Origin of the sequence: Nonomuraea cavernae (genome assembly GCF_014646355.1) — a bacterium.
GTDB lineage: Bacteria > Actinomycetota > Actinomycetes > Streptosporangiales > Streptosporangiaceae > Nonomuraea > Nonomuraea cavernae.
In genome coordinates this window covers 1-14,459 of sequence record NZ_BMNH01000036.1, presented here as the reverse complement: position 1 = coordinate 14,459, position 14,459 = coordinate 1, and the positions used below count along the sequence as shown (strand labels likewise).

The 14,459-nt window shown below is 68.6% G+C and carries 18 protein-coding genes and 1 pseudogene; 6 read left to right on the top strand and 13 right to left on the bottom strand.

The window, feature by feature from the left end:
* Positions 1 to 151: 151 nt before the first annotated feature.
* The gene (locus IEY82_RS34685) at positions 152 to 550 is read right to left on the bottom strand and encodes a hypothetical protein (protein WP_189128512.1); all 399 of its coding nucleotides are present in this window, start codon (positions 548 to 550) and stop codon (positions 152 to 154) included.
* 1,124 nt (positions 551 to 1,674) lie between these two features.
* On the opposite strand from IEY82_RS34685, the gene IEY82_RS34680 reads away from it, so the two are divergent.
* The 3 genes from IEY82_RS34680 (at position 1,675) to IEY82_RS34670 (ending at position 3,534) form a co-directional block, all read left to right on the top strand.
* The gene (locus IEY82_RS34680; RefSeq protein ID WP_189128511.1) at positions 1,675 to 2,076 is read left to right on the top strand and encodes a hypothetical protein; all 402 of its coding nucleotides are present in this window, start codon (positions 1,675 to 1,677) and stop codon (positions 2,074 to 2,076) included.
* A gap of 268 nt (positions 2,077 to 2,344) precedes the next feature.
* Complete coding sequence (locus IEY82_RS34675) at positions 2,345 to 2,926, top strand: recombinase family protein (RefSeq protein ID WP_189128510.1); 582 nt, start codon at positions 2,345 to 2,347, stop codon at positions 2,924 to 2,926.
* Positions 2,923 to 3,534, top strand: coding sequence for a hypothetical protein (locus IEY82_RS34670; RefSeq protein WP_189128509.1), 612 nt, complete (start codon positions 2,923 to 2,925; stop codon positions 3,532 to 3,534). Before IEY82_RS34675 ends, IEY82_RS34670 begins: the two co-directional genes overlap by 4 nt.
* A gap of 115 nt (positions 3,535 to 3,649) precedes the next feature.
* Here the strand turns inward: IEY82_RS34670 and IEY82_RS34665 are convergent, their stop codons facing one another.
* The gene (locus IEY82_RS34665) at positions 3,650 to 4,234 is read right to left on the bottom strand and encodes a DinB family protein (RefSeq protein ID WP_189128508.1); all 585 of its coding nucleotides are present in this window, start codon (positions 4,232 to 4,234) and stop codon (positions 3,650 to 3,652) included.
* Positions 4,235 to 4,416: 182 nt separating this feature from the next.
* Between IEY82_RS34665 and IEY82_RS34660 the strand changes: the two genes are divergently transcribed.
* Together IEY82_RS34660 and IEY82_RS34655 are read left to right on the top strand one after the other, a co-directional pair.
* Complete coding sequence (locus IEY82_RS34660) at positions 4,417 to 5,139, top strand: recombinase family protein (protein WP_443686590.1); 723 nt, start codon at positions 4,417 to 4,419, stop codon at positions 5,137 to 5,139.
* Positions 5,140 to 5,167: 28 nt separating this feature from the next.
* Positions 5,168 to 5,593 carry a winged helix-turn-helix domain-containing protein gene (locus IEY82_RS34655; RefSeq protein ID WP_189128507.1) on the top strand — a complete coding sequence of 142 codons (426 nt, stop codon included), beginning with the start codon at positions 5,168 to 5,170 and terminating at the stop codon, positions 5,591 to 5,593.
* Positions 5,594 to 6,075: 482 nt separating this feature from the next.
* Here IEY82_RS34655 and IEY82_RS34650 read toward each other — a convergent pair whose 3' ends face one another.
* From IEY82_RS34650 to IEY82_RS34610, 9 genes are all read right to left on the bottom strand, one after another.
* Positions 6,076 to 6,795 carry a hypothetical protein gene (locus IEY82_RS34650; RefSeq protein WP_189128506.1) on the bottom strand — a complete coding sequence of 240 codons (720 nt, stop codon included), beginning with the start codon at positions 6,793 to 6,795 and terminating at the stop codon, positions 6,076 to 6,078.
* Positions 6,792 to 7,109: a hypothetical protein gene (locus IEY82_RS34645; protein ID WP_189128505.1), complete on the bottom strand. Its 318-nt coding sequence runs from the start codon at positions 7,107 to 7,109 to the stop codon at positions 6,792 to 6,794. The genes IEY82_RS34650 and IEY82_RS34645 overlap by 4 nt, the downstream gene beginning before the upstream one ends.
* A complete protein-coding gene (locus tag IEY82_RS34640; protein ID WP_189128504.1) occupies positions 7,106 to 7,495 on the bottom strand; it encodes a hypothetical protein in 390 nt (129 codons plus the stop codon). Before IEY82_RS34640 ends, IEY82_RS34645 begins: the two co-directional genes overlap by 4 nt.
* A 92-nt stretch (positions 7,496 to 7,587) precedes the next feature.
* Positions 7,588 to 8,085: a single-stranded DNA-binding protein gene (locus tag IEY82_RS34635; RefSeq protein ID WP_225264268.1), complete on the bottom strand. Its 498-nt coding sequence runs from the start codon at positions 8,083 to 8,085 to the stop codon at positions 7,588 to 7,590.
* 98 nt (positions 8,086 to 8,183) lie between these two features.
* Positions 8,184 to 8,372 carry a hypothetical protein gene (locus IEY82_RS34630; protein ID WP_189128503.1) on the bottom strand — a complete coding sequence of 63 codons (189 nt, stop codon included), beginning with the start codon at positions 8,370 to 8,372 and terminating at the stop codon, positions 8,184 to 8,186.
* A 476-nt stretch (positions 8,373 to 8,848) separates the two neighbouring features.
* Positions 8,849 to 9,454 carry a DUF4192 family protein gene (locus tag IEY82_RS34625; protein WP_225264274.1) on the bottom strand — a complete coding sequence of 202 codons (606 nt, stop codon included), beginning with the start codon at positions 9,452 to 9,454 and terminating at the stop codon, positions 8,849 to 8,851.
* A 200-nt stretch (positions 9,455 to 9,654) separates the two neighbouring features.
* Positions 9,655 to 9,903, bottom strand: coding sequence for a hypothetical protein (locus IEY82_RS34620; protein ID WP_189128501.1), 249 nt, complete (start codon positions 9,901 to 9,903; stop codon positions 9,655 to 9,657).
* Positions 9,900 to 11,084 carry an FAD-dependent monooxygenase gene (locus tag IEY82_RS34615; RefSeq protein WP_189128500.1) on the bottom strand — a complete coding sequence of 395 codons (1,185 nt, stop codon included), beginning with the start codon at positions 11,082 to 11,084 and terminating at the stop codon, positions 9,900 to 9,902. The genes IEY82_RS34620 and IEY82_RS34615 overlap by 4 nt, the downstream gene beginning before the upstream one ends.
* Before the next feature lie 446 nt (positions 11,085 to 11,530).
* Positions 11,531 to 12,013 carry a hypothetical protein gene (locus tag IEY82_RS34610; protein WP_189128499.1) on the bottom strand — a complete coding sequence of 161 codons (483 nt, stop codon included), beginning with the start codon at positions 12,011 to 12,013 and terminating at the stop codon, positions 11,531 to 11,533.
* 238 nt (positions 12,014 to 12,251) lie between these two features.
* Between IEY82_RS34610 and IEY82_RS34605 the strand changes: the two genes are divergently transcribed.
* Complete coding sequence (locus tag IEY82_RS34605; protein WP_189128498.1) at positions 12,252 to 13,016, top strand: class I SAM-dependent methyltransferase; 765 nt, start codon at positions 12,252 to 12,254, stop codon at positions 13,014 to 13,016.
* A 9-nt stretch (positions 13,017 to 13,025) separates the two neighbouring features.
* On the opposite strand, the pseudogene IEY82_RS34600 reads toward IEY82_RS34605, so the two are convergent.
* Both IEY82_RS34600 and IEY82_RS34595 read right to left on the bottom strand, forming a co-directional pair.
* Positions 13,026 to 13,484, bottom strand: a pseudogene (locus tag IEY82_RS34600) (transposase); the annotation flags it as partial.
* A 7-nt stretch (positions 13,485 to 13,491) separates the two neighbouring features.
* Positions 13,492 to 14,382 (bottom strand): ISAs1 family transposase, encoded by an 891-nt coding sequence (locus IEY82_RS34595; RefSeq protein ID WP_189128496.1) that lies wholly within the window; start codon positions 14,380 to 14,382, stop codon positions 13,492 to 13,494.
* Positions 14,383 to 14,459 lie beyond the last annotated feature (77 nt).

Genomic DNA, 14,459 nt, shown 5'->3' with positions numbered 1-14,459 from the left:
GAGGGAAGAGCGCAGCCTCAAGCGCCCCGACACTGGCCGGCCGCGGTACGGCGACCAGCCGGTTCGGCCTACTTCTCGCACCTGAACCGGAACATCTGCTCCGGAGCGCCCTGCCCGCGCCAGGCTCGCCCGGCGCGGGCAGGGCACTTCTTTAGAACGGGGCCGCGAGGCCGGAGCCGCGGCAGTGCGCGCACTGGTTACTGCCTCCGGGGGCCGCGTTGCGCAGGGTGGTCAGCTCCATGGTGATCAGGTGGTGAAGCCGCATGGTCTCGCTGACCTGCAGCGGCATGATGTAGCGGTGCTCACGCTCCGGCCGTTCGACGATCAGGACCGCCTCGACGTCGGGAGCGAAGCTGGCCGGGTAGGTCTGCACCAGCTGAATGAGGGCCAGGCCGAGTTGATCGATGATCGCCAGGTCGGCTGCGCCGACCGGAGTGGGCCGGGGCAGGCGGTGGCCCTGCCAGGCGCGCAGGAGAAAGGTGATCAGCTGGCGCAACCTGCGTCCGGGGGTGATTCGGCGAGGCTGGTCAGGGGTGGTGTCCGGGGTCATAGCCGCTCCCTTGTTGTGCGGGACGCCCTCAGCTGGGTGCCCGTCTGTGTTCCGACGGAGGAAGTGAGCGCAGGCGTGGAGGGCGGGAGCGCAATCCCCGGCGGCCGGGCCCGGCCAAGATGTTTTGCGCCAGCAAAAGATCTGTGGGCGGGCGGGGTGAGCGCAGCGAAAGCCGGGGTTGTGCGGAAGTCCGGTGCCTGCGAGCTTCGACCGGAGCGGAACACCACGGGCTGACAGCGGCGCGGCACCGCGCGACATCCCGGGATGCGGCGGGCCTGGTCACGTACCTCGGGTGGATCGTCGGGTCCTCGACCGCGTAGGACGTACCCGCAAGACTCAGTCGCGGCCGAGCACTTCGCCTTCCGTCCGGAGGTCCCGGCATGGACGGCGGGCAGGCGCAGATTATTGAGCGGGGCGTGCTGACCGCCTGGGACGAGTCGTGGGACGTGGCGGTATGCCAGGCCGAGGTGATCGGCCGGCTAGGCTGCCGAGCCGCGGGTGGGATTGGCCACTGCGGATGCGGTGGCGTCCGAACTGGGGATCTCGCGGTGTCAGGTGTACGTGCTGCTGGGCCGGTGGCGTGCGGGTGAGGCGTCGTGTCGGACCTGCTTCCCCGGCGCTCGAGCCGCCCTCCTGCACCAGATCTGGGACGCCGCGGATCTGCCGTTCCGGGCCGGCCTGTCCTTCTGGCGGCCGTACGAGCGGCTGAGCCCGCCCCCGGCAGGAAGCGATGTTGCACGCGGCGGCCACCGCAGTGCAACTGGCCGCAGACGGGAGGATCACTCCCTACGGCACGCTCGCCTCGGCGCTGCGGCCCGCTCCACATCGGCACGTACAACGATGATGGGCCGGACGGCCCGCACCTCAGCCTCAGGGCTGCGCCTGCTACTGCCGCAGCCGTGAGGAAGTGTCTTGAATCCCTGAGCGTCGCGAGATCGCAGAAGACGCGAACTCGCGACGGTGCGATATCCATCTCGAGCAGAGCGGGACTTTATGCGAGTGGGAACGGGTACGTGATCATGTGATCCATGTCGATCCCCCGGGACCCGCCCGCACCCACACCACCGCAAGAGTCCAGACGTTCACGAATCGCTCGCCGGATCGGCTGCCTGGCCTTGCCGATAATGCCGCTCCTGCTGCTCGCGGCGATCGTCATGGCGCCGGTGTGGATCAATGACCACCGGCTGGCGCGCATGGTGGACCGCATCCAGGAGTATCCGCTGCCGCCCGGAACGGACTTCGGGTACTTCGCCCTGCAGGTCGAGGTGAGCGGTGACTCCGGCGACTGCTGGTACACCATCCGCTTCGAACTCTCCACCGACCGGCCTATCCAAGAGGTGCTGAACCATTATCGCCAGGCGAAGATCGAGGACCCCGACGGAGACCTCGGCGACTACGAGGTCGTGGGCTGGACGCCATTCGACGAGCCCGGCACCCGCGTGGATGGCACCTCTGCCACAAACTCAGTGATCATCGACCTGGACGGGATGTACGACGACACCTGGACGGACATGCGCTGCTGGTGACGCGGCGGGGCCGCTCGCGCGCTGAGGCGTATGACCGGAAACGCGCCTTCATAAATCGGCCAGGGCATCTCCCGCCTCCTTCTTTCCCGACCCCGAGCCCGGCCGTTTCGCCCCCTCCCAACGTGTCCGTTAGAGGAACCTCAACCGGACACCCGGACATGCCGCCGTAGAGATCATCGAAGCGCAGCTCGACACATGGCCCCCGCGTCTCAGATAGGTAGTCCGCGAAACTGTCCGGTGATGGGGGGCTAAACGGTACGGTGGGCGGATGGGAGAACTCATCGGCTACGCCAGATGCTCGACCGTCGCCCAAGATCTCACCGCCCAGAGCGAGATCCTTGCTTCCCTCGGCGTCGCCGACGACCGCATCTACCTCGACAAGGGCCTGACCGGCACCAACCGCGAACGGCCCGGACTCGACCAGGCCCTGGCGGCCGTCCGCTCCGGCGACACCCTGGTCGTCCCAAAACTTGACCGGCTAGCCCGCTCCGTCCCCGACGCCCGCGACATCGGCGACACCCTGGTCACCCGCGGGGTGCGGCTGTCGCTCGGCGGCAGCGTCTACGACCCGTCCGACCCGATGTCGAAGATGTTCTTCAACATGCTGGCCGTCTTCGCCGAATTCGAGGCCGACCTGCTCAAGATGCGCACCCGCGAAGGCATGGCCATAGCCCGCTCACGCGGCCGGCTCAAGGGCCGAGCCCCCAAGCTGACCACACGGCAACAGGCCGAACTGGTCCGCATGCACGCCACCGGCGACTACACCATCGCCGAACTGATGGAGGTGTTCGCTGTCGGCCGCGCCACCGTCTACCGGGTGCTGGAGCGGACGCAGAGCACCACCAGATGAGCTTCGGCACCTTCGCCCGCCGGGTGCGGGACCCTGCCCTGCCCCACCAGCGGCGGGTAGCTGCGCTTCGCTCGTGCGTACAGCTCTACCGGCCGATCGGCTTCGAGGCGACCTTGAGTTTCCTGCACGCCAAAGCCGGGCCGTTCGGCACCGAGGAGGCCGCCCTGCTGCGGGCCCTGGCCATGCTGGAGGCCAGCCGCTCGGCCTGGCAGGAAGCCAAGCATGCCTACGCGGCCGCCCGACGAGAGGCCAAGCAGCGCGGTCAGCGAAGCCCTCACCCCAACGACATCAATCCGTACACCCCTCTGCATTGGTACGGAGCGCGCCGGGAGGCAGCGCTGCATGCCGTGTCCTTCTGGCACCAACGAAGGCTGTCGATCCTGCTCACCAACGACGACAAGCCCGCACACACCCTTTGTGAATGCGTGCAGACATGTCTCGATACGGGCGGTCATCTACCACCCGGGCAACGTCGGCTGCTGGCGGACTGCATCGACCAGTTCGCTGCCCGTCTCCAACCCGCGCTCTACCACGACGACCCAGCGGAATACTTCCGCACCCGCGACCTGCTGACCGTGGCCCGACACCTAGAGGCGATGGTTGTCTAGGGTTGGAGGACCTTTCAGCAGCTCAGAGGACGATGATCTCTCTCCTTTCACGTAGGCCGCCAAGTTGACCGAACGCAGCCCCGTCCTTGACGGGGCCACGGTGACGCGATTGTGGTTAACCCTTGATTTGTGCGGCCGCCCTGGCGACCTGCTCGATCTTCGCGCGGTAGGCGGCGCGGGCTTCCTCGTCGATTGGCTTCTCGTGTTCGGCGCGCAACCCGGTCCGGCCGTCGAGGCCCTCGCGCAGGATGTCGGCGTGCCCGGCATGCCGGACGGACTCGCTGAGGACATGGAGCATGATGGAGAACAGGTTCGTGTTCGGATAAGGCTCCGGCCACCACGGCACGTGGCCGGGGGCGTCGAGGAGAAGCTCGTTGATCGTCGCGTCCGAGTGTTCCCACGTGCGCCGGTAGAACCCGATGATCTGTTCGCGGGTCTCGTCTTCGGCCGCCCACTGATCGCTGCCGTCGGAGTCCTGCCACCGGGTCAGCGGTTCCGGGGAAGGACGGTCGAAGACCTCGCCGAAGTACCTGGCCTCGACGGTGGCCACGTGTTTGACCAGGCCGAGGAGATTGGTCCCGGTCGCTGTCAAAGGTCGGCGGGCGTCGTATTCGGACAAGCCGTCGAGTTTCCAGAGCAGAGCCTTGCGGTCCCGCCGCAGTCTCCCGTGCAGGTTGTCTTTCGCGAGATCGTCGATCACGGGTCACGATCCTGTCAGACTGCGCCAACCGTGTGTGCACACGACTTCAGACATCCGTGCAGAGGACTCCGGAAATCGACACTCGAATCCCAAGATCGACCCCGCCCGGGTGTCCAAAAAACGTGTCGAAAAGTTCGAGTGTCTAACAACTCTGACGGCACCGTTTCTCATACAATGATGCGGTGACGATCACCCCGCCCGCCGCCGAGGACGTCGAAAACCCCGCTGCCGATCTCGTCGTCGAGGATCCTCTGGCCTCCGTGCCCGCCAAGGCGACCGGCGCCCTCATCGGCTACGCCCGGGTCAGCACCGCCGGCCAACTCCTGGACCGCCAGATCACCGCGCTCCAGGCGGTCGGCTGCATGCGGATCTTCTCCGACAAGAAGTCTGGTAAGAACGCCGAACGCGAAGAACTGTGGAAGGCACTGGACTACCTTCACGAAGGGGACACCCTCGTGGTGCCCTCCCTGGATCGGCTCGGCCGCTCCCTGCAAGATCTCATTTCGATCGTCGCTGGACTGCGCAAGCGCGGTATCGGCTTCCGCTCCCTGCACGAGGCGCTGGACACCACTACTCCCGGCGGTCGGCTGGTCTTCCACGTCTTCGCCGCGCTGGCCGAGTTCATCCGCGAACTCATCGTCGAGGGCACCCGCGAGGGCCTGGAGGCCGCCCGGATGCGCGGTCAGCGCCTGGGCCGCCCGCCCGCGATGACCCCCGAGCAGATCCGCCACGCCCGCGACCTGCTCACCCACCCGGGCAACAGCGTCTCCAGCATCGCCCGGCTCCTCGGCGTCAGCCGCTCCACCATCTATAAATACGTGCCCGAGCTCACCACCGGCGACCGGCCCGCCCTGACCGAGTCCGCAGATCGAGGCCAGCTACCGAAGCGCGTCTTCGACCAGTGACCTCATGCCCCCCTTTGAAGGAGAATCTGTGTCCCCCTCCATGTCGCAGGTACGCCTGCAGGCCGAGCACGACGGCCACCGCTACGAGCTGACCCTGACCGTCGATGACGACCGGCTGCACATCGAGATGCGCGGGAACGACGCCGACGGCCAACTGCTGGTCGACTGGCAAACCGCGCAGCCCGTCCCCGCGGCCGACGTGCCGGTGCTCGCCCAGCTACTGACCGGCGGCATGGCCGCACTATCCGGTAACCGGCCGGCACCAACGCTGCAGGAGCGGCGGCGCACGCACAGCAACTCGCACCGGCCCTGGACGGCCGAGGACGACCAGCGGCTCAAGGACCTCGCCGCAGCTCCTGGCGCCACCATCCGAGATTTGGCACAGGCCTTCGGCCGCAGCCGCAGCGCCATCCGCTCCCGGCTGGAGCGGCTCGGCGTAGAGCTGAGCGCGTGAGCTGAGCGCGTGAGCTGAGGCGAAACGGAGGCGCAGCGCCAGCGGAGCCGACGTGCAGCCGAAGTGAACGCGCCGCGCACGGGGTCGGCCGCAGGCCGATCGCTTGCGACGCGAGCGCAGCGAGCGCCCCGTGTGCGGAAAGGCTGGCTCCCGCACCCGCTACGGCGAGGTACCACCGGGTCGGCCAGTAGTGACGACGGCGCCCGCCGGCCGGGGTACGGCGGCGCGCGTTTCAAGCGGCCGGCCTCAAGGGGCGGGCTGTGCTCTGGACTGAGGAGCGAGGGAGCGAAGCGACTGAGTGACGAGGGAAGAGCGCAGCCTCTGCGCCCCGCAACTGGCCGGCCGCGGTACGGCGGCCAGCCCGTCCGGATAATCCCTGTGTTCGGCCCTCGGTGTCCACCTTCCCGACGAGGTTGCCGAGGAGGTCAGCGCCCCCGATCTGCCCCATGGAAGGGGTCGCACCGGCCACCGGCGTGAGGGCGTCAGGCGGCTTGGGCTCGCCGGCGTAGCTCGGCCAGCGGCAGCGGACGCGTCACGCCGGATCGTCGTTGCTTGAGGATGGCGACGTCGCCGAGTTCGGCGCGCAGCCGGTTCTCTTCATGCTCAGCGTGCAGGAAGCGGTCGGGATGCGTGCGCAACTGGTGAAGCCATTGCCGCTGTCCGGCCCGTACGCAGCTCCCGCCGCAGTTGTTGTGCCGGTAGCCCTCGGCGTACAGGCGGGGCGGCTCGATACCCAGGGCGCGGGCGGCATCGAGCATCTGGTCCTTGGTCAGGAAGGGAGGTTCGGCCATCGGGAAGCGAACCTGCCAGGGTGACCAGCCCCGCCGGATGCCGGGGATGCGGTGCGTTTCGGACCAGTCGATGCCGATGTAGACGATGGCGGTCTGCGGGTCGGCGTGGGTGGTGAGCCAGTCGCGGCAGGGCTTTTGCTTGAGCCAGTACGAGCAGGGGGCGATCCTGGCGTTGCCCAGGAAACGGACGTCGCGGAACACCTCGAACGGGGTGCGGCCGTCGCTGACCACGGTGAGGTCGACGCCAAGCTGGTCGGCGGCGTCCCGGTTGAACCGGTACAGGTCCTCGTCCTCGACATGCGTGTCGGCGAACAGCAGGGTCAACCGGTCGGTCCCGTACTCGGCGGCTACGCGCTGAGCGGCGGCCCAGCTGCCGATTCCGCCGGAGAATTGGACCACATGGCGAGTCATGTGGATTCTGCAGCCGGTGGCGGATCGGCGAGCGGCCGGGGCCAGGACACGAGCTTGCCCCCTGCGATAGCCCGCTGGCACAGCCGGATACAGCCCGGGCACAAGGCTTCGCGCTGCACGAAGGGATCACCTCGGCGCGCCGGATTGCCATCCGGGTCGACGGGGGTTCCGGTGGCCCGGTGGATCAGGACGGAGAGGGCGGTCTCGGGATCGATGATGAGCGGTTGCAGCCCGCAGCGGCAGCAGGAGGTGATCAGAAGCTGGTGGCCCTCGAACGGGAGCGGTTCGTACTCGCCGAACTCGTAACGGCTCACAGGTCGGCCCATCCGTCCGGCTTGCGCTGGATGTGACGCACTCCGGTCTCGTCGCGGACCTTGAGCAGGGCGCCCTCTTCCCGTACGGCCAGCACCAGGGCGGGGCCGCGGCCGGGAAGGGAGATGATCTCACCAGGTGTCACGGGACCGTCAGGGGTGGGCAGCGTCGGGGGCTGGTCGAACATCGAGTCGAGTTCGCGGTCGTCGATGTCCTGGGTCAGCAGGCGGGCCAGTTCGGCGGTCACGTGCAGCAGGGTGGCCCGCAGGTCCGCGCGGGGGTCGTTGAGTTCGGAGCCGACGTAGCTGAGCAGTTCGGTCAGGTCGGCGCGTGCCGACGTCGACATCATCGGGACGTTCTCCATGTCGGTGTGGGGCCGCCCTGCCACCGGGGAGAGGGAGGCCGGTGGCAGGGCGGAGCGAGAGGGGACGGGGGATCACCGGGGCCCGCCCGGAGAGCTGGGCGGGCCCCGGCCAGGGGTTAGAAGTCCGGCTGGTCACCAGCCGCGCCGGCCGTGGCCATGGCGGGCGTACCTTCGGCGGGGGCCTCCTGGCCCTCGGTGGGCATGCCGTCCCACGGGTTCTCCTGGGGCGGGGTGTTGGGCCGGTTGCGCCGGAACTTGGTGACCTTGGCGGTGGCGTGGCGCAGCGACGGGCCGATCTCGTCGACCTCGACCTCGTAGACGGTGCGCTTGTCGCCTTCCTTCGTCTCGTAAGACCGCTGCCGGAGCCGGCCCTGGAGGATGACGCGCATGCCACGGGTGAGGCTCTCGGCGGCGTTCTCGCCCGGCTGCCGCCACACGTTGCAGGTCAGGAAGAGGCTGTCGCCGTCCTTCCACTCGTTGGACTGGCGGTCCATGAACCGCGGGGTGGACGCGACGCGGAATCGGGCCACCGCCTGACCTGTGGGGGTGAAGCGCAACTCGGGGTCGTCGACGAGGTTGCCGACGATGGTGATGACGGTGTCGCCTGCGGCCATGGTGTCCTCCAAGGGAGTAGTGAGGTGAAACGGGACGAGTCCGAAACAGGGGCGCTGGAAGGTGGCGGAGGCCGGAGCCCCCGCCACCGGCGAAGGGGCTAGAAGGGGATGTCGCGGTCGGCGACCGTGGACTCGCGGTAGGCCTCGACGGCCTCGCTCACGCACCCCAGGCAGATCCGGCCACCGTCGAGGGTCCTGTAGCTGTGCTCGAAGCTGACCTCGTCGCCGCAGCGGGTGCAGGCGGTGATGTCGGTGCGGTAGAGGGGGGTGTCGAGGGTGAGGCTCATGGCTGGCTCCCTTCCGTACGGTGCCCCTGCTGGGCGGCCGTTCCGTGTTTCGGTGAGGGAGGACACGCAGGCGGAAGAGACGGAAGGCAACCCAGGCGGCCCCGCCCGGCCAAGATGTTTTGGCGCCCGTTTCTGCTTTCGCGTCAAAAGATCTTGGCCGGGCGGGGTGAGCGCAGCGAAAGCCTGGGTTGCCTGGAGGAACGTGCCTGCGAGGCTGACTGATCCGAAATGCGGGGCGGGTGCCCAGCAGGACTTACGGCAGGTTGGGGCGGCCATGAGCCTCACCTCAGCCGCACGCGTACGCTGCCACCTCCGCGACGAAGCCCGCTACGGCGAGAACCCGCCTCGCGCCCGGGTGACCCGCATGGCATCCGCTCATGGAGGGGGCGCAACCCGTCCAGCAGGGCGGCCTCCGGGCGGTTCTGCTGCGGCCGAGAGTGGTGGGGCCTCTTGGGGGCTCCACCACCGCCTTCGCGTCAGCCGTGAGACTCGAGATAGACGGCCAGCAGCCACTGCAACGGCCTCAACCATCCGGCGTGCGGGGTACCCATGGCCGCGTCGATCTCCTCGATGGTCGGCAACTGGGCGCTGAGCCGGGGCGCGGGCAGATGGTGGTTCAGCGCATGCCCGACGAGATGGGCCATCGAGTAGGAGGGTGCCACCGCCAAGGCCGTGGCCACCGCGCGGCGTGCCAGGCCGACCTCGCCGTTGAGCCAGGCGGAGACGGCCAGCAACGATCCGACGGGAGCCAGGAAGGGATCGTCCACGTGCCGGGCCAGGTCGACCAGCATCGCGGTCAGGGCGGCCGCTGTAGCCGGGTCGGTCTCCAGGGTCAGCCAGGCTTCGTCGCGGATGCGGATGATCTGTAGGTCGAAGGCGAGTCGGACCGCAGTGACGTCGTCCAGGGTCTTGCCCTCGCGATACAGGGCGATCGCCTGACGCAGCCGGGCCAGGCCGTCTTCGACGATCTGACCCACCGGTGGTTCCGCCTGGGAGAGGAGCTGAGCCGACAACTCGGTGGCGCCTCGGACAGTCAGGCGTCGACGGTGCTCAGCACCGTCATATGGGGTGGGTAGGTGCATGGAATGCCTGGTCGAAGGCATGGCGTGTTTCCTTTCAAAAGAGGGCGGATCAACTGATGAAGCGCTACCTGCTCGACGGCGAGGCGCGGTAGGTGTGTCGCCCACCCCGGCTGTGAAGCTGGCCAGGGTGGCACGGATGCCCGGCCCGATGAGCGTCATGGCGGTCGACGACGGCCGGGCCCCTGGTGCTTCCTTGGCGGTTACTCCCGAGGGTCACGGTCGTTCTGGGCTGCGGCGCCTGCCTCATCCGGGGTACGGCTGAAGACCAGATCGTCGGCGCCGGCGTTGGCGGCTTGGCTCTGGCCGAGGAGCCAGACGCGCTGCTGGCCGGTCGCGCTGATGGTGTCGATACGGGCCAGGACGGGCATCCACCCGCCGCCTGTGCCGGCGGCGAGGTGGACGTGCCAGCCCGGCTCGATGGTCCGGGCCGGCCGGTAGTCACCGGTCATGGCGACACCGGGTGATGGCCGAGCCCGAGCGTGGCGCCCAGCTTGGGGCCGAGCTCCAGCGCGTCGTATACGGCGGGCAGGTTGCGGCGCTGCCAGCCTTCCAGTGCCACCGGCAGGTCAGCTCCGTAGCGCAGGTGCTGCCTCAGCGTGGCAGCCAGGGAGGTGGCCTGTTCGATGCCGTTGTTGGCGCCGCGGGCGGTGTTGGGCCGGACCGGGGCCAGCGCGTCGCCCAGCAGGACGGCGTGGGCGCGGTGGCCGATCGGGTAGATCATGCGCTCGGGTGGCGCGATGTCGACGATGGGGGCGGCGCTCCAGCTGGGGGTGGCCTCGATGATCGCGCTCGCCTGGCTGGGCAGTAGCTGCCGGGCGTGGTCGGTGATGTGCCGGCGCGCCTGCGCAGGGATCTGGTGCGGCAGGACGTAGGTGCGTCGGACGGGGTCGGCGTCCAGCAGGGTGCGGAACTCCTGCTCGGAGTGGTTGAGGTAGAAGGTCCAGTCGGTGACGACGGCGCCGTCGCGCTGCAGGATCGGGAACAGGTGCAAGCCCGCGCCGGGGAGCTCCAGCCTGGTGTAGTCGTGTAGGTCCGGCAGGACGGTCGGCGACTGGCCGCGCCAGGCCACGTAGCCGCCGTAGCGGAGCTTGCGGCCTGGGTCGAGCAGGCGGCGGCCGGTCGAGCGGCGGCCGTCAGCGAAGACGACCAGGTCGGCGCTGAGCGGGTCGGCGTCGGCGATCTGCAGCTGGGCGCGACCGTCGACGTCGGTGGCCAGGCCTTGGACGCGGCTGCCCAGGCGCAGCCACCCCTCGGGGAGGCGCTGCAGCAGCGCGGTGTTGATCAGGTGCCAGGCGGTGGAGCGGCCCGGGTAGAAGGTGTGGGTGTGGCCCGCGTCGCAACGGTCGGCGACCTTGACCGCGACCACGCGCTCGCTGGTGAAGGGGACGAACTCGTGCTGCGGGACGCCGACGGAGTCCAGGACGTCCAAGGCGGCGTGCTCCAGGCCGATGACGCCGCCGGCCTGCGCGTGCAGGTAAGGGGAGGCGTCCAGGACGGTGACGTTGGTGAGGCCGGCCTGGCGGAGTAATAAGGCCAGGGTGGGGCCGGTGATGGAGGCGCCGACGATGGCGATCGAGGGCTCTCCGTCGGCCGTAGGCGAGGCGGTGTGAGGGTGGGCGAGCGGAATCATGGCAGCTCCTGAGGCGTGTGACTGACGGGGCTGCCGGAAGAGGAAGGCTCGGCGTTGGCCCGGGGGCCGAGGCGGCGGGGACTTCCCCTTCCGGCGGCGGCCGTCAGCGGCGCGGGAAGCTGTCCGCGCCACCGCCCGTGTCTGGGCTGGTCAAGATGTTTTGCGCCAGCAAAAGATCTCTGGCCAGGCCAGACCTCGCCCCCTCAGAGCCTCGCAACGCGGGGCGAGAGGGCGGTTGAGCGGGCGGCGCCCCGCGCCGCAGGCTGTGAAGCCGGAAGGGAAAGGCCCGCCCGTCCTGGCCCGTCGCCGGACGCCGAACCGGCTCGGCGAGGCGGGTACCGCCACCGCATCCAGGTCCGCGGCATGCTCTCTGGAGCTGCGCCGGCCTCCGGCCCGCCCCGGGTGGGCGGCGATGGCGACGGCGGGGCGTGCTGTCGGCCACCAGATCAGCCGGCCGGATTCACCTCGGCCCACCGAGCCCAGAACCCCGGCCGGTGCTTCTCCGCTGCGATGAATGGCGCGGCCACGAAGAACTCCTCAGCGGTGGGCTGGCCGGAGCCTCGCCGCTTGCGCCAGGCCCGCCGCACCCTCTTCTGCTCGGCCAGCTCACAGCAGGTGCCAAGCTGGAGGACGGCGGCTTCCATGGCGCTGCGAGTACCAGTCCGGACGGCGACGATGCGGCGCGGCACCTGCCGGGGGCTGATGACGGCGCGCTGCACCTGATACAGCGCCCAGGTGATGCGGTCGAGTCGTGCCTCGTGCTCGGCCAGCACGGCCGCCAGGGCAGAGCGGTCGGCCATCAGGTCTCGCAGCAGGATGCCGGCCCGGTCACGCCTGTCCATGCCGGCCAGGCCCTGGGTCGCGTTCAGCCTGAACGCGATCTCTTCCAAGGCCAGCGGCAGGGCCCCTTCGGCCGGGAAGGTCTCCAACCGGTCGAGGGTGCGGGTCTGCCCGGTCGGGCCGGTGAGGGCGACCGGGCACGTTATTGCGAATATGAGATAACGATCTTCGTGTCGGGCTGCCGCGCGATCCGATCGCCAGTGTCCCGTCTCAACTGAGCCGACACAGTCTCAGCTGGTCTGACGCATTCGACAGTTTCTCAGTAGACTTGACGCAAGATCGCTGTAGGGGCCGTCTGCCTGCGCAACCCGTGATGGGTGGGCCAAAATGGCCCGCATGACGACTATGCCCGAGAACCATGTCAAGACCGCACATTCGTCCGAATGCAACGCCTACGACATGATCGCCGAGGGGTATACGGCCGAGAACGAGACCAGCCTCCTGAACGCGTACTACGAGCGTCCCGCGATGCTGGAGCTCGCCGGGAACGTGACCGGCCAGCGCATCCTCGACGCCGGCTGCGGCTCAGGCCCCCTGTTCGCCGAGCTGCGCGATCGAGGCGCCATCGTCACCGGCATCGACGCGAGCGCCGGGATGCTGGAGATGGCCCGACAGCGGCTGGGCACCGACGCAGACCTGCGGGTCGCCGACCTGGCCGACCCGCTGCCCTTCCCCGACGACACCTTCGACGACGTCATCGCGTCGCTGGTGCTGCACTACCTGGAAGACTGGGGACCGACACTGGCCGAGCTTCGACGCGTGCTGAAGCCTGGCGGCCGGCTCCTCGTCTCGGTCGAGCATCCTTTCTCCATCACCCTCTGGCAGCACATGGCCGGGAAAAAGCCCAAGTACTTCGAGACCCGTATCCGGATCGATGAATGGACCATGGGTGGGCAGACCGCCCAGATGAGCTTCTGGGACCGGCCGCTGCACGCGATGACCGAGGCCTTCACCGCGGCTGGCTTTCGCATCAGCGTCATCAGCGAACCGCCGTTTGTGCCGGAAGCCCGCGAACTGTTCCCCGAGGAGTTCCGCGAGATCACCGGCACGAGGTTCCTAGGCTTCCTGTTCTTCGTTCTAGAAGCCGGCTAACGGCGCCTCGCTCGGGCAGTACTTGATCGTTTTAAAGTTAGCCTCGCTGTAGGGGTTGTCGTTGCTCACCCTCGGCCGGGAATGCGACTTGATGATGTCCAGGTCGGACAGCAGGCTCGCTACCGACTTCGACGTCATCGACGTTCCGCGGTCGGAATGGATTGTCCGTGGTGCGAGCCCGCCGTTGGCCCGGATGCAGTTCTCGATGAACTGCTTGGCAAGCTCTCCTGATTCGCGGAGGTGAACCTCCCAGTGCACCACGTGCCGCGAGAAGATGTCGATCATCACGTACAGGTCGAAGTATTTCCCTCGTTCGATGGACGGCAGTCTGGTTATGTCCCAACTCCACACCTCGTTGGGATTTCTGGCGACCAGGTGTGGTTTCTTCTTGGCCTCGTGCCGGGCCTGGGCACGCCGCTCGCGGACCAGGCCGCGGGCGCGCAGGACCCGGTACATCGTCAGGGCCGATGCGTTCTCATGTTGTGAAACCGAGTAGCTGGAGTCCGTCGGCGGGGTGACTGCGGTAGTGGTCGGTGGCTGCGGCGATGTTGGTCCAGCCGATCAGGCGGGCCAGGCCGATGGCCAGGTTGCGCAGGCCGGCCATGATGCGGGGTGCGGTGCCGGTGCGGATCCGGGAGGCGTCTTCGCGGTAGGTGACGTCGCGGATGTGGTGCAGGGCCTCGATGCTCCAGTGGCCGCGGATCAGGGTGGCGAGCTGGGCGTGGGTGATGCGGCCTGGTGGGAGGCTGGTGATGGCGTAGATCGTGACGATGGTGGTCTTGCCGGTGCGGTGGTCGGTGCGGCGGCGTTTGACCTGGATGGCCTGGGCGGCGTGGGGGAAGGGCAGTCCGGGGCGGGCGGTGCAGATCTTCATGCGGCGGATCTCGCGGCGGCTGTGGCCGGTCTCGTCGGTGCGGTCGTTGAGAATCGCTTCGCGCCAGGGCAGGGCCTTGAGCCGGCGCTGGAGTGTGGGCTGGTTGCCCTTGACGATGAACAGGTAGTGGCCGCCGGCGGTGACGATGTACCGGGCGTGTTCCTGCTGGGTGTGCAGGGCATCGGCGGTGACTACCACGCCGGTCAGGTCGAGCCCGGACAGCAGGGGTGTGAACGCGGGGATCTCGTTGCTCTTGGCCTCGACCTGTCGTTGGGCTATGACGATCTGGGTGTTGTGGTGGGTGGCGGCCAGCAGGTGGGTCACGCCTTGGCCGGTGCGACTGCCGCGCAGGGTCTTGCCGTCCACGGCCAGGCCGGACAGCGGGGTCCGGTCTGCGGGCCGGTTGCCTGAGGTGGCGGGCGGGGTGCAGGTGGCAAGCGCGGCCAGATAGGTGCAGGTGGCGGTGTGAGGAGCCCGGCGTTTTCCGGACACGTCCCAAATGAACTATAGAGTCGACTCTATCACGCAACCGCGCGATTATCGAACCATTCATCGAGGACTTCGAGCGG